Below are 13839 nucleotides of genomic sequence, written 5' to 3'. Positions count from 1 at the left end.
CGAAATGAGTATCGGAAATATTGTGCAGTGCATTGGCGCCGTGGTGGACATCGAGTTCCCGCGCGACGGGATGCCGAAGGTGTACGACGCGCTGGTGCTGGAAGACAGCGGCGAATCGTCGTTCGCCGAAAAGGGCCTGACGTTCGAAGTGCAGCAACAGCTGGGTGACGGCGTGGTGCGTACCATTGCCCTCGGTTCGTCGGATGGCCTGCGCCGCGGCATGGCGGTGAAGAACACCCAAGCGCCGATCTCGGTGCCGGTGGGTCAGGGCACGCTGGGCCGCATCATGGACGTGCTGGGTCGCCCCATTGACGAGGCCGGCCCGATCGCTTCCGACGAGCGTCGCGCGATTCACCAGAAGGCGCCGAAGTTCGACGAGCTGTCGCCTTCCACCGACCTGCTCGAAACCGGCATCAAGGTGATCGACCTGATCTGCCCGTTCGCCAAGGGCGGCAAGGTGGGCCTGTTCGGTGGTGCTGGCGTGGGCAAGACCGTCAACATGATGGAGCTCATCAACAACATCGCCAAGCAGCACAGCGGTCTGTCGGTGTTCGCCGGCGTGGGCGAGCGTACCCGTGAAGGGAACGACTTCTACCACGAAATGAAGGACTCCAACGTGCTCGACAAGGTGGCCATGGTGTTCGGCCAGATGAACGAGCCGCCGGGCAACCGTCTGCGCGTGGCACTTTCCGGCCTGACCATGGCCGAGAAGTTCCGCGACGAGGGCCGTGACATCCTGTTCTTCGTCGACAACATCTACCGCTACACGCTGGCAGGTACCGAAGTGTCGGCACTGCTGGGCCGTATGCCTTCCGCCGTGGGCTACCAGCCGACGCTGGCTGAAGAAATGGGCAAGCTGCAGGAGCGCATCACCTCGACCAAGACTGGCTCGATCACCTCGATCCAGGCCGTGTACGTGCCTGCGGATGACTTGACCGACCCGTCGCCGGCAACCACCTTCCTGCACCTGGACTCGACCCTGGTGCTGTCGCGTGACATCGCCGCTCTCGGTATCTACCCCGCTGTGGACCCGCTCGACTCGACCTCGCGTCAGATGGATCCGCAAGTGGTTGGCCAGGAGCACTACAACGTCGCGCGCGCCGTGCAGCAGACCCTGCAGCGCTACAAGGAACTGCGCGACATCATCGCGATTCTGGGCATGGACGAACTGTCGCCGGAAGACAAGATGGCAGTGAACCGCGCTCGTAAGATCCAGCGTTTCCTGTCGCAGCCGTTCCACGTGGCAGAAGTGTTCACGGGTTCGCCGGGCAAGTACGTGCCGCTGAAGGAAACCATCCGCGGCTTCAAGATGCTGGTCGACGGCGAGTGCGATCACCTGCCCGAGCAGGCGTTCTACATGGTCGGCTCGATCGACGAAGCCTTCGAAAAGGCCAAGAAGCTCCAGTAAGCCTTGCTTTGACGCTCCTGCCTCGCGGCAGGGGTGACGGTCGGCCGCCATGTGCGTCCGGCCGTCCGAAGCGAAGGGATTGGAGAAAGGATCTGATATGGCAACCATTCTTGTAGACGTCGTCAGCGCGGAAGCGTCGATCTTCTCCGGCCCGGCGAAGTTCGTGGCGCTGCCGGGCGAGTCGGGTGAGCTGGGCATCCTGCCAGGTCACACGCCGCTGATCACGCGCATCCAGCCGGGTGCGGTGCGGATCGAGAAGGAAGACGGCAGCGAAGAGTTCGTGTTCGTTGCCGGCGGCATTCTCGAAGTCCAGCCCAAGCACGTTACCGTGCTGGCCGACACCGCCATCCGCGGTGGCGACCTGGACGAAGCCAAGGCCCAGGAAGCCAAGCGTGCGGCCGTGGAGTTGATGCAGAACCAGAGCAGCGACCTGGACTTGGCCCGCGCCCAGAGCGAGCTGGCCGTGGCCGCCGCGCAGCTGGCTGCCATCGCCCGCCTGCGTCGTAAAAAGTAAGAATAGAGCAGCACCGTCGCATTGTTGTTTTTTCGATGCGACATTTAAAAAAGGCAGCCGCGAGGCTGCCTTTTTTGTGGGCACAGCGATATGCTTTCGACTCGCCTGGACAAAAAAAAGCGCGCGGGCCGGGGAGGCTCCGCGCGGACGGGAAAATCCCTTCGAGGGGTCAATTCGAAGGAACGGGTTCGGTCCAGGTCGACAATCAAGGCGCAACGGATATCCAATATCCGCACACAGGCCGCAAAGGCCACGCGCTGCAAACGGTCTTCCTGGTACTCCGGTCCAGCGGCGTTTTTGCTGGATCGGAAAATCGGGTTACTGCAAAAAACACTACAAAAAGGCTTTCTTCACCGCCCCTTTAGGTCTGCACAGCCTTTGTTTGCCGGGGCGCCGCACCCAGACAGCGGGTGTGTCAATGCATTGTGGGGGAAACTCCCCGGCATGGCAGTAACAAAATGTATCGTTTTGCAAGAAGTTGAAAGCTGGCTGTGCCAAGATCCGGCGCGTTCGCCACATTTTTGCAGGTTGGCGCCGCGTTCGATGTCGTAACGTGCAGCTACCTTATCATTCCAAGCAGGTTTACCGTGTTCGTTCGCGCACCATCGCCCTGCGTGGCGATTCGCGGTTACGATTCGATACGTCGCGCCCGATGCTGCCCACGCCGGCCGTGTCCGGTGCAGGACTTGTCCACATGCCGGAGACGCAATGCCCCCCGAGATGCAGCAAGCGATACAAGCCATGCTGGCGATGAAAACCGTGGCCGTGGTCGGACTGTCCGACCGTCCGGAGCGCCCCAGCCACGAAGTGGCCGAATTCCTGCAAGGCCACGGTTTCCGTATCGTGCCGGTCAATCCGCGCCACGCCGGCGAGCGCATCCTGGGCGAGACCTGTTACGCCACGCTCCGTGACGCGGCCGACACCGCGGCAGCGGCGGGGGCCCCCATCGAGTGGGTCGATATCTTCCGCCGGGCCGAGGATACGCCGCCCGTGGTCAACGAGGCCGTCGCCATCGGCGCGCGCGGGGTCTGGCTGCAACTGGGCATCGTCAACGACGAAGCCGTGCGCCGTGCCGTCGACGCCGGCCTGCTGGCGGTACAGGACTGCTGCAGCAAGATCGAGCTGACACGCCAGCTTGGCCTTGACTGAAGCGAGCCGGGCAAGTTATCCACAACCCTGTCCCACCTTCTTACCAATTTTCCCCCGCCACCAACCATGGCCATCGATCCGCAACTGCTCGCCTACTACCGCCGCCTTGCTGACCGCTACGCCGGGGAGCCGGCCCCGGCCGACATCGCCGCGCACCGGGCCCGCTTTGCCGAGATCGCGGCCGCGTCGCTGCTGCCGGACCCGGAGGGCATCGCGGTGCAGGATCTGGAGCTCGCGCTGGCAGGTCGCACACTGGGGGCGCGGCTGTTCCGTCCGCAAGGCGCAGTGGCACCGCGGTTGATCGTCTACTTCCATGGCGGGGGCTGGGTGATCGGCTCGGCGCAGACGCACCACACCGTGGCCGCCTTGCTGGCCGCCGATACCGGCTGCGCGGTTGCCAGTGTCGACTACCGGCTCGCGCCGGAGCATCCGTACCCGGCACCCAGCGACGACGCCGCCGACGCGGTGCTGTGGCTCTCCGGCCAGCGCCAGGCGCTTGGCCTGGCGCCGGACTTCCTCGGGGTGGCGGGCGACAGCGCCGGCGGCCACCTGGCCGCGCAGGCCGCGCAGCAGCTCAACGGGGGCGACGCGGTGCGAGTGAACGCGCAGTTGCTGATCTACCCGGTGACGGCGCCGGTACTCAGCTCCGAAAGCTACCGCGCCTTTGCCGACGGCCCAGGCCTGACGCGCGACGAGATGGCGTGGTTCTGGACCCAGTTCATTGGCGCCGAAGCGCTGGCGCAAGGCGCCGCGCACCCCGACCCGCGCGTGCACCTGATGGCCGCACCGCCGGTGCGCCCGCCCGCGACCGTGGTGGTGGTCGCCGCGCACGACGTGCTGCGCGACGACGGTCTGGCCTATGCCGACTTCCTGGTGCGCCATGACGCCCCGGTGATCACCATCGAGGCCGGCGGCATGACCCACGGCTTCGCGCGCCTGCAGCCCGAAGCCGAACGCGCGCGCGAATGGATGCGGCGCACCGCCGCCGCCTTTGCCGACCTGCTGCACGACGCCTGAGCGGATTCCCACGGATTCCCGGACAGGCGGCGCGCAAAGCTCCGGCGCGGCGCGGCCATCCCTTAGAATGGCGGTCTTACGAGGATGACCATGACCGCTCTGCAGAACGATACCTTCCTGCGCGCGCTGCGCCGCCAGCCCACCGAATACACGCCGCTGTGGCTGATGCGCCAGGCAGGCCGCTACCTGCCCGAGTACAACGCCACGCGTGCCCGCGCCGGCAGCTTCCTCGGGCTGGCCAAGAACCCGGCCTACGCCACCGAGGTCACCCTGCAGCCGCTGGACCGCTATCCGCTGGACGCGGCCATCCTCTTCTCCGATATCCTGACCGTGCCTGACGCGATGGGCCTGGGCCTGTCGTTCGCGCAGGGCGAGGGCCCGCGCTTTGCGCACCCGCTGCGCACCGAGGCCGACGTGCAGAAGCTGGCCGTGCCCGACATGACGTCGCTGCAGTACGTCTTCGACGCCGTCAGCGAGATCCGCCGCGCGCTGGTGCAGGACGGGCGCCAGCGCGTGCCGCTGATTGGCTTCTCCGGCAGCCCGTGGACGCTGGCCTGCTATATGGTCGAAGGCAGCGGTTCGGACGATTTCCGCACGGTCAAGGCGATGATGTACGGCCGTCCGGACCTGATGCATCGCATCCTCGAGATCAACGCCGAGGCCGTCACCGCCTACCTGAACGCGCAGATCGAAGCCGGGGCGCAGGCCGTGATGATCTTCGACACCTGGGGCGGGGCGCTCGCCGACGGCATGTACCAGGCCTTCTCGCTGGCCTATATGCACCGCGTGCTGGCCGGCCTGAAGCGCGAGCACGACGGCGAGCAGGTACCGGCGATCGTCTTCACCAAGGGCGGCGGCCTGTGGCTGGAGGCGCTGGCCGACACCGGTGCCGATGCGATTGGGCTGGACTGGACCGTCAACCTGGCCCAGGCGCGCCAGCGCACTGGCGGCCGCGTGGCGCTGCAGGGCAATATCGATCCCACCGTGCTGTTCGCCCCGGAAGCGGCGATCCGCGAGCAGGTCCGCGGCGTACTCGACAGCTACGCCGCCGGCGGCGGCAGCGACGGCCATGTGTTCAACCTCGGCCACGGCATCTCGCAGTTCACGCCGCCCGAGAACGTCACCGTGCTGGTGGATGAAGTGCATCGCCACAGCCGCAAGCTGCGCGCCGCACAGAAGTGACGGTGCCGGTATGCGCGGCAGCATGCCTTTGCTGACGCGCCCCGCGCTGCAACGAACTGGTGCGCTGGTGTACCCAGTGCTGCGCGAGGCGCGTCGCTACTGCTGTCAAGTAAACTTTTTCGCCAGCATTCGCCAAAAAGGTGCTCGGAGTTGATTGCCGGCACTTGACTTATGCACACCGATAGGTTTGCCGCAGTGCAAGACGAGGCCACCCTCTAACCTATCCGGGGGATGTTTGCAAAGTCTTGATTTTTAAGGATTTGGAAGATTTTCAAAGCATGGGACGATGCCGGTGAATCCCTTGTTTTGCGGGGCTTCCGGGCTCCCCGGCGCGACTTTTCAACAAAGTTATCCACAGGGGCGGTGGAATTAGTGGAAAACCAGTCATCTATCATCGACTTAGGGCCACATTTGAAGTTTTACTTTAAGTTGATGTTGCGCCGCACACAAAAATCCCTCGTCCGCCCCCTGGGCCGCCAGCTGCATAGCGTGTGCGCAAAGGCGGTGCACCAGGAATCGACGCATGGCGCACGCTAGCGGCGCCATCCCTCTCGCTGAGCCCGATATGGCACCCACCGAGGCCGTGGCGCCGTCTGCCAGCGCCCGGCCCATTGTCCGGGTCGCGCTGGACACGCCCGCCGACGACTGCTTCGACTACCTCGCCACGCCCGACATCGCCCTGGGAGACCTGGTGGTGGTGCCGTTCGGCCGCCGCAGCCTGGTCGGTGTGGCCGTGGCGCGTGCCGACAGCTCCGATGTGCCGGCCGGGCGCTTGCGCCCGGTGGCACAGCGGCTGGACTGGATGCCGCCGCTGCCGCCCGACTGGATCGAGCTGGCCGCCTTTGCCGCGCGCTACTACCAGCGCCGGCTGGGCGAGGTGATGCTGCCGGCCCTGCCGCCGGCGTTGCGCGAGGCCGAGAGCTGGCCTGGCCTCGGCCAGCGTGCCCGCACCGACGAATACCGCCTGCTGCCCGGCCACGCCGCCGACCTGCTGGCCGCCGTGCCGCCGCGCGCACGCAGCGTGCGTGCGCTGGCGCAGGCACTGGCCGACCGCGCCGCCACCACCGACGAGCCGCTGGCGCTCGCCGACGCGCGCGTGCTGTGCGCGGCCGCGCCGGCCCGGCTGGCCGAATGGCAGGCCGCCAGCTGGGTCGAGGCCAGCCGTACCGCACGCCCGCTGCTATCAATCGACCCGGGGCAACCACCGTCCGTGGCGCCCGCGCTGCATGACGAGCAGCGCGCCGCTGTCCAGGCTATCGCCGAGGCCGGAGGGTTCGCGCCGTTCCTGCTTCACGGCGTCACCGGCAGCGGCAAGACCGAGGTCTACCTGCATGCGATGCAGGCGGTGCTGGAACGCGATGCCCAGGCCCAGGTACTGATGCTGGTCCCGGAAATCAACCTGACGCCGCAACTCCAGGCCCGCATTGCCGCGCGCTTCCCGCACTTGCCGCTGGCCGTGCTGCACAGCGGGCTGGCCGACCAGGAGCGCAGCCTGCAGTGGCTGGCCGCCCACCGCGGCGAGGCGCGCATCGTGCTGGGCACGCGCATGGCGGTGATGGCCTCGCTGCCGGCGCTGGCGCTGATCGTGGTCGACGAGGAGCATGACACCTCCTACAAACAGCAGGAGGGGCTGCGCTACTCCGCGCGTGACCTGGCGGTGTGGCGCGCCAAGCAACGCGGCATCGCGGTGGTGCTGGGCTCGGCCACGCCGTCGATGGAGACCTGGTGGCGGGCAGGGCAGGGCACTTACCGTAAGTTGGTGCTGCGCGAGCGCGCCCAGGCCGACGCTGCGCTGCCGACCGTGCGCCTGGTCGATCTCAACCACGAACGCCAGCGCCAACGCACGCTGTTCGAAGGCCTGTCAGTGCCGCTGCTTGAAGCCATCGACGCCCGCCTGGCGCGCGGCGAGCAGAGCCTGCTGTTCCTGAACCGCCGCGGCTATGCGCCGGTGCTCGCCTGCGACAGTTGCGGCTGGCTGTCGGGCTGCCCGCGCTGCTCGGCGTACCTGGTGCTGCACCGGCCCGAGCGGCGCCTGCGCTGTCATCACTGCGGGCTGGAAGCGCCGGTGCCGCACCATTGCCCGGACTGCGGAAATGTCGATATCGCGCCGCTGGGGCGCGGCACGCAGCGCATCGAAGAGGCGCTGGCGGCACGCTTTCCGCAGGCCCGAATCGCCCGCATCGACGCCGATTCGACACGGCGCAAGGGCAGCGCGCAGGCGATGTTCGACGAGGTCCACGCGGGCGAGGTCGATATCCTGGTGGGCACGCAGATGGTCGCCAAGGGCCATGACTTCCAGCGCGTGACGCTGGTGGGGATCGTCCATCCCGACGCCGCCATGTTCAGTCACGACTTCCGCGCCGCCGAGCACCTCTTTGCCTCGCTGATGCAGGTCGCCGGCCGGGCAGGGCGCGCGGGCCTGGCGGGCGAGGTACTGATCCAGACCCGCTACCCGGACACCCCGGCATTGCAGGCGCTGACGCGCCACGACTATGATGGATTCGCGGCCAGCCAGTTGCGCGAGCGGCGCCAGGCCGGGTTGCCCCCGTTCTGCTTCCAGGTGCTGGTAACCGCGGAGCATGGCCAGCTGGAACGGGCGCTGCAGTTCCTGCAGGTGGCGCGCCGGCATGCCGATACCTGCCAGCTCGCCGCCGAGGTGCAACTGCATGACCCGGTGCCGATGTCGATGGTGCGCATCGCCAACCGGGAGCGCGCTCAGATGCTGGTCGAGGCCACTTCACGCCCGGCGCTGCAACGCTTTGTGGCCGAGTGGGTACAGACTTTCGCAGAGGTAGGAACGGAGGCCAAGGGGGTGCGCTGGCAGCTGGAAATCGATCCGCTGCGGATCTGATCCATGCCGCCTGGTGCAACCTCTGCATTAGGGTTTTCGATAGGGTTGCACCGGGTTGCACCTTCGTGATTCCCGGGAGTAAGATCGCCCCAGCTCACAGGCTGCGGCCGGTCGCGCGCCCTGCCATTCCGGCACAGACGCGGTAGCACCGGCGGCGGCCTCCAGTCTTACGGAGATTTGCCCGCATGGCCACCACCACTCTCGGCGTCAAGCTCGACGACGCCTCGCGCGATCGCCTCAAGCGCGTCGCCCAATCCATCGACCGCACGCCGCACTGGCTGATCAAGCAGGCCATCTTCACCTACCTGGAGCAAGTCGAGCGCGGCCACCTGCCGCACGAGACCAGCGCCGCCGGCACGGCGGAGTCCGATGGCCCGGATGCCGCCGAGCCGGCCCACGCCGACGGCGCGCCGCAGGCCTTCCTGGAATTCGCGCAGAGCATCCAGCCGCAGTCGGTGCTGCGCGCAGCCATTACCTCCGCCTACCGCCGCCCGGAAACCGATTGCGTGCCGGTGCTGCTGGAGCAGGCCCGCCTGCCGCAACAGCAGGCCGACGCCGCCATCAAGATGGCCAAGACGCTGGCCACCCGGCTGCGCGAGCAGAAGGTCGGCACCGGACGTGAAGGGCTGGTGCAGGGGCTGATCCAGGAATTCTCGCTGTCGTCGCAGGAAGGCGTGGCGCTGATGTGCCTGGCCGAGGCCCTGCTGCGCATCCCGGACAAGGCTACCCGCGATGCACTGATCCGCGACAAGATCAGCGGCGCCAACTGGCAGTCGCACCTGGGCCAGAGCCCGTCGCTGTTCGTCAACGCTGCGACCTGGGGCCTGCTGCTGACCGGCAGGCTGGTTGCCACCCATACCGAATCCGGCCTGACCAAGGCGCTCACGCGCATCATCGGCAAGGGCGGCGAGCCGCTGATCCGCAAGGGCGTAGACATGGCGATGCGCCTGATGGGCGAGCAGTTCGTCACCGGCGAGACCATTTCCGAAGCGCTGGCCAACGCGCGCAAGTACGAAGCGCAGGGCTTCCGCTACTCCTATGACATGCTCGGCGAAGCGGCCATGACCGAGGCCGATGCGATGCGCTACCTGGCCTCGTACGAGCAGGCCATCCACGCCATCGGGCAGGCCTCGCGCGGGCGCGGCATCTACGAAGGCCCGGGCATCTCGATCAAGCTGTCGGCGCTGCACCCGCGCTACAGCCGCGCCCAGCACGAGCGCGTGGTGACGGAACTGTACGAGCGCCTGAAGTCGCTGACGCTGCTGGCGCGCCAGTACGATATCGGCATCAATATCGACGCCGAGGAAGCGGACCGTCTGGAGATCTCGCTGGATCTGCTCGAACGCCTGTGCTTCGAGCCCGAGCTGGCTGGCTGGAACGGCATCGGCTTCGTGGTGCAGGGCTACCAGAAGCGCTGCCCGTTCGTGATCGACTACCTGATCGACCTGGCACGCCGCAGCCGCCACCGCCTGATGATCCGCCTGGTCAAGGGCGCCTACTGGGACAGCGAGATCAAGCGCGCCCAGGTCGAAGGGCTGGAGGGCTACCCGGTCTACACGCGCAAGGTCTATACCGACGTGTCGTACGTGGCCTGCGCGCGCAAGCTGCTGTCGGTGCCGGACGCGATCTACCCGCAGTTCGCCACGCACAACGCGCATACGCTGTCGGCCATCTACCAGATCGCCGGCCACAGCTACTACCCCGGCCAGTACGAGTTCCAGTGCCTGCACGGCATGGGCGAGCCGCTGTACGACCAGGTGGTCGGGCCCACCGCCGACGGCAAGTTCAACCGTCCGTGCCGGATCTACGCCCCGGTCGGCACGCATGAGACGCTGCTGGCCTACCTGGTGCGCCGACTGTTGGAAAACGGCGCCAACACCTCCTTCGTCAACCGCATCGCCGACGACACCATCTCGCTGGACGAACTGGTGGCGGACCCGGTCGCCGTGGTCGAAGCCATGCACCGCGAAGAGGGCGTGCTGGGCCTGCCGCACCCGCGTATCCCGTCGCCGCGCACGCTGTATGGCAAGAGCCGCCCCAACTCGGCCGGTATCGATCTCGCGAATGAGCACCGGCTGGCCTCGCTGTCGTCGGCGCTGCTTGCCGGCACCAGCGAACGCGCCGTGGCCGAGCCGCTGGTGGGCGCCGAGGTGCCGCGCGCTGCCGACGCCATTACCGCGCCGGTGCTGAACCCGGCCGACCACCGCGACGTGGTGGGCCATGTCACCGAGGCCAGCCAGGCCGACGTCGACGCCGCGCTGCAAGCCGCCGTGAACGCCGCGCCGATCTGGCAGGCCACGCCGCCGGACGTGCGCGCCGCCGCGCTGGAGCGCGCGGCCGACCTGATGGAAGCCCAGATGCAGTCGCTGATGGGCATCATCATGCGCGAGGCCGGCAAGACCTTCTCCAATGCCATCGCCGAAGTGCGCGAGGCCGTGGACTTCCTGCGCTATTACGCCGCCGAGATCCGCCGCAGCTTCGACAACGACACTCACCGCCCGCTGGGCCCGGTAGTCTGCATCAGCCCGTGGAACTTCCCGCTGGCGATCTTCACCGGCCAGGTGGCCGCTGCGCTGGCCGCCGGCAACCCGGTGCTGGCCAAGCCCGCCGAGCAGACCCCGCTGATCGCCGCCGCTGCGGTGCGGCTGCTGCGCGAGGCCGGTGTGCCGGCCGGCGCGGTGCAGCTGCTGCCGGGCCGGGGCGAGACCGTCGGCGCCGCGCTGGTGGGCGATGCCCGCGTCAAGGGTGTGATGTTCACTGGCTCGACCGAGGTCGCGCGCATCCTGCAACGCAACGTGGCCGGCCGCCTCGACGCCGCCGGCCGCCCGATCCCGCTGATCGCCGAGACCGGCGGCCAGAACGCGATGATCGTCGACTCGTCGGCGCTGGCCGAGCAGGTGGTCGGCGACGTGGTCAACTCCGCCTTCGACTCGGCCGGCCAGCGCTGCTCGGCGCTGCGCGTGCTTTGCCTGCAGGAGGATGTGGCCGACCGCGTGCTGGAAATGCTCAAGGGCGCCATGCAGGAGCTGAACATGGCCAACCCGGACCGCCTGTCGACCGACGTCGGCCCGGTGATCGACGAAGAGGCGCGTGCCAATATCGTGCGCCATGTCGATGCCATGCGCGCCAAGGGCCGCCGTGTCCACCAGGCCGATCCCAACGCGCCGCAGGCGGCCAGCTGCCGCCATGGCACCTTCGTGCCGCCGACGCTGATCGAGCTCGACAGCATCGAGGAACTGAAGCGCGAAGTGTTTGGCCCGGTGCTGCACGTGGTGCGCTTCCCGCGCACGGCGCTGGACACCATGGTCAGCCAGATCAACGGCACCGGCTACGGCCTGACGCTGGGCATCCATACCCGCATCGACGAGACCATTTCGTTTATCGTCAGCCGCGCCCATGTGGGCAACCTGTACGTGAACCGCAATATCGTCGGCGCGGTAGTGGGCGTGCAGCCGTTCGGCGGCGAGGCGCTGTCGGGCACCGGCCCGAAGGCGGGCGGCCCGCTCTACCTGCACCGCCTGCTGTCGGTATGCCCGCAGGACGCGGTGGCGCGCAGCGTGCGCGCGGCCGATGTCAGCAGCAGCGCCGAAGCAGTGGGCCCGGCCGACGAGGCGGTGCGCCCGGCCGAGGCCTTCCGCACCTGGGCCCGCGCTGAGCTGCCGGAAGTGGCCGCCGCCTGCGAACGCTTCGCGGAGGCCTCGCCCTCGGGCCTGGCGGTGACGCTGGCCGGCCCCACTGGCGAGCGTAACACCTACACGCTGCTGCCGCGCGAACGCGTGCTGTGCCTGGCCGCGCAAGAGGCCGACCTGGCGCTGCAGCTGGGCGCCGTGCTGACCGTCGGCGCCGAGGCGGTCTGGCCGGAAAACCCTGTCGGCCGGGGGCTGTTTGCGCGCCTGCCTAAGGGCGTACAATCGCGCGTCCGCATGGTGGCCGACTGGACCGCTGCGGATACCGGATTCGATGCGGTGCTGCACCACGGCGACTCCGATCAGCTGCGCACGGTGTGCGAGCAGGTGGCCGCGCGCCCCGGCCCGATCATCGGCGTGCAGGGCCTGGCGCAAGGTGAACCGAATGTCGCGCTCGACCGTTTGCTGATCGAGCGCTCGCTCTCGGTCAACACCGCGGCCGCGGGCGGCAATGCCAGTTTGATGACGATCGGCTGAGGCAACCTCGGACATCGTCTTGTCGAAGCGCGCGGCGGTGGCGGCGATCCCGCCCCGGCGCGCATATGAAGAACGGCGCGGCACTGCCAATACCGCGCCTCCAACAATGCCGGCAACGGCACCACATCGACACCATTTGGGACCCAAGGAGATCTGATGAGCTCGACATTCCACAAGACGGCAGTGACCGTTGCCCTGACCCTGGCTGGCCTGACCGCCGCCTCGGCCGCGTTCGCGCAGGCCCAGGAAATCAAGCTGGGCTTTGCCGGCCCGATGACCGGCGGCCAGGCGCAGTACGGCAAGGACATGCAGAACGGCATCGTCCTCGCGATCGAGGACATGAACGCCACCAAGCCCAAGATCGGCGGCAAGGAAGTCAAGTTCGTGCTGGTCTCCGAAGACGACCAGGCCGACCCGAAGACCGGCTCGGTAGTCGCGCAGAAGCTGGTGGATAACGGCATCCAGGGCATGCTCGGCCATTTCAACTCGGGCACCACCATCCCGGCGTCGATGGTCTACAACCGCGCCGGCATTCCGCAGATCGCCATGGCGACCGCGCCGGAATACACCAAGCAAGGCTTCAAGACCACCTTCCGCATGATGACCTCCGACACCCAGCAGGGTTCGGTGATTGGCGCCTTCGTGGTGAAGAAGCTGGGCGCGAAGAACATCGCCATCGTCGATGACCGCACCGCCTACGGCCAGGGCCTGGCCGACGAGTTCGAGAAGGCCGCCAAGGCCGCCGGCGGCAAGATCGTGCGCCGCGAGTTCACCAACGACAAGGCGGTGGACTTCAAGGCCGTGCTGACCAACATCAAGCGCAGCAACCCGGACATCATCTTCTACGGCGGCGCCGAGACCCAGTCCGCTCCGATGGCCAAGCAGGTGAAGGAACTGGGCATGAAGGCCCCGCTGGTGTCGGGCGAAATGTCCAAGACCGACAACTTCCTGAAGCTGGCCGGCCCGTCTGCCGAAGGCACCGTGGTGTCGCTGGCCGGCCTGCCGCTGGACCAGATGCCGGGCGGCTCTACATACGAGAAGAAGTACGAGAAGCGCTTCGGCTCGAAGGTGCAGACCTACTCGCCGTACGCCTATGACGGCGCCACCGCGATGATGACGGCGATGGTCAAGGCCGGGTCGGCCGATCCGGCGCGTTACCTGCCGGTGCTGGCTGCGACCAGTATGCAGGGCGTGACCACCAAGACGCTGGCCTATGATGCGCGCGGCGACCTGAAGGATGGTGGTATCACCGTCTACAAGGTGGTCGGCGGCAAGTGGACCGTGCTGGAAACGGTTGGCGGCAAGTAAGCCTTCGGTACTGCCGTGTGAAACGCCACCTTCGGTGCTAGCCGTTAGCAAAAAGTGTTGAAAGCTCAAACGGGTGCGGTCTTAGCTCCGGACCCGTTTGTTTTGTGGGGGACGTATCCTGTCGCGAGGCTACGAGAATTAACTGACCGCAAGGACCGCTGCTCATCTCGGCCGTAGCCTCAGCCGACAAAGGAGTGCTCGACTTCAAGGACATCATCCCAAGGTGACCACGTAGGACTGTCGGTCC

The 13839-nt window shown here is 67.3% G+C and carries 8 protein-coding genes; all 8 read left to right on the top strand.

The features are described 5' to 3' along the window. The first annotated feature begins 4 nt into the window (after nucleotides 1–4). The 8 genes from atpD to AC10V3_RS20070 all read left to right on the top strand — a co-directional run bounded on the left by atpD (nucleotide 5) and on the right by AC10V3_RS20070 (nucleotide 13592). Nucleotides 5–1408, top strand: a complete 1404-nt coding sequence (gene atpD / locus AC10V3_RS20105) for a F0F1 ATP synthase subunit beta (protein WP_022536997.1) — start codon at nucleotides 5–7, stop codon at nucleotides 1406–1408. A 97-nt stretch (nucleotides 1409–1505) separates the two neighbouring features. Next, on the top strand, nucleotides 1506–1922 hold the full coding sequence (locus AC10V3_RS20100) for a F0F1 ATP synthase subunit epsilon (protein ID WP_022536996.1): 417 nt from the start codon (nucleotides 1506–1508) through the stop codon (nucleotides 1920–1922). A gap of 708 nt (nucleotides 1923–2630) precedes the next feature. Next, entirely contained in the window at nucleotides 2631–3071 is a 441-nt protein-coding gene (locus AC10V3_RS20095; RefSeq protein WP_490922841.1) for a CoA-binding protein, read from the top strand. Nucleotides 3072–3137: 66 nt separating this feature from the next. Continuing rightward, the gene (locus AC10V3_RS20090; RefSeq protein ID WP_022536994.1) at nucleotides 3138–4088 is read left to right on the top strand and encodes an alpha/beta hydrolase; all 951 of its coding nucleotides are present in this window, start codon (nucleotides 3138–3140) and stop codon (nucleotides 4086–4088) included. Nucleotides 4089–4172: 84 nt separating this feature from the next. Then, on the top strand, nucleotides 4173–5270 hold the full coding sequence (gene hemE / locus AC10V3_RS20085) for a uroporphyrinogen decarboxylase (RefSeq protein ID WP_041681179.1): 1098 nt from the start codon (nucleotides 4173–4175) through the stop codon (nucleotides 5268–5270). Between the two features lie 523 nt (nucleotides 5271–5793). Then, nucleotides 5794–8121: a primosomal protein N' gene (locus tag AC10V3_RS20080; protein WP_022536992.1), complete on the top strand. Its 2328-nt coding sequence runs from the start codon at nucleotides 5794–5796 to the stop codon at nucleotides 8119–8121. 185 nt (nucleotides 8122–8306) lie between these two features. Beyond that, nucleotides 8307–12284 (top strand): trifunctional transcriptional regulator/proline dehydrogenase/L-glutamate gamma-semialdehyde dehydrogenase, encoded by a 3978-nt coding sequence (putA, locus tag AC10V3_RS20075; RefSeq protein ID WP_349604386.1) that lies wholly within the window; start codon nucleotides 8307–8309, stop codon nucleotides 12282–12284. A gap of 156 nt (nucleotides 12285–12440) precedes the next feature. Further along, nucleotides 12441–13592: a branched-chain amino acid ABC transporter substrate-binding protein gene (locus tag AC10V3_RS20070; protein WP_022536990.1), complete on the top strand. Its 1152-nt coding sequence runs from the start codon at nucleotides 12441–12443 to the stop codon at nucleotides 13590–13592. The last annotated feature ends 247 nt before the right edge of the window (nucleotides 13593–13839 follow it).

It is taken from the genome of Cupriavidus sp. PB-02 (assembly GCF_058252315.1).
Note: the sequence above shows the minus strand (reverse complement) of the source record. Positions and strands in the feature narration are given on the sequence as shown.

Excerpts from the sequence above, each read along its gene's own strand:
- AC10V3_RS20095 (WP_490922841.1), top strand. The coding sequence starts at position 2,631 with ATGCCCCCCGAGATGCAGCAAGCGATACAAGCCATGCTGGCGATGAAA.
- AC10V3_RS20080 (WP_022536992.1), top strand. The coding sequence starts at position 5,794 with ATGGCGCACGCTAGCGGCGCCATCCCTCTCGCTGAGCCCGATATGGCA.
- atpD (WP_022536997.1), top strand. The coding sequence starts at position 5 with ATGAGTATCGGAAATATTGTGCAGTGCATTGGCGCCGTGGTGGACATC.
- putA (WP_349604386.1), top strand. The coding sequence starts at position 8,307 with ATGGCCACCACCACTCTCGGCGTCAAGCTCGACGACGCCTCGCGCGAT.
- AC10V3_RS20070 (WP_022536990.1), top strand. The coding sequence starts at position 12,441 with ATGAGCTCGACATTCCACAAGACGGCAGTGACCGTTGCCCTGACCCTG.
- hemE (WP_041681179.1), top strand. The coding sequence starts at position 4,173 with ATGACCATGACCGCTCTGCAGAACGATACCTTCCTGCGCGCGCTGCGC.
- AC10V3_RS20100 (WP_022536996.1), top strand. The coding sequence starts at position 1,506 with ATGGCAACCATTCTTGTAGACGTCGTCAGCGCGGAAGCGTCGATCTTC.
- AC10V3_RS20090 (WP_022536994.1), top strand. The coding sequence starts at position 3,138 with ATGGCCATCGATCCGCAACTGCTCGCCTACTACCGCCGCCTTGCTGAC.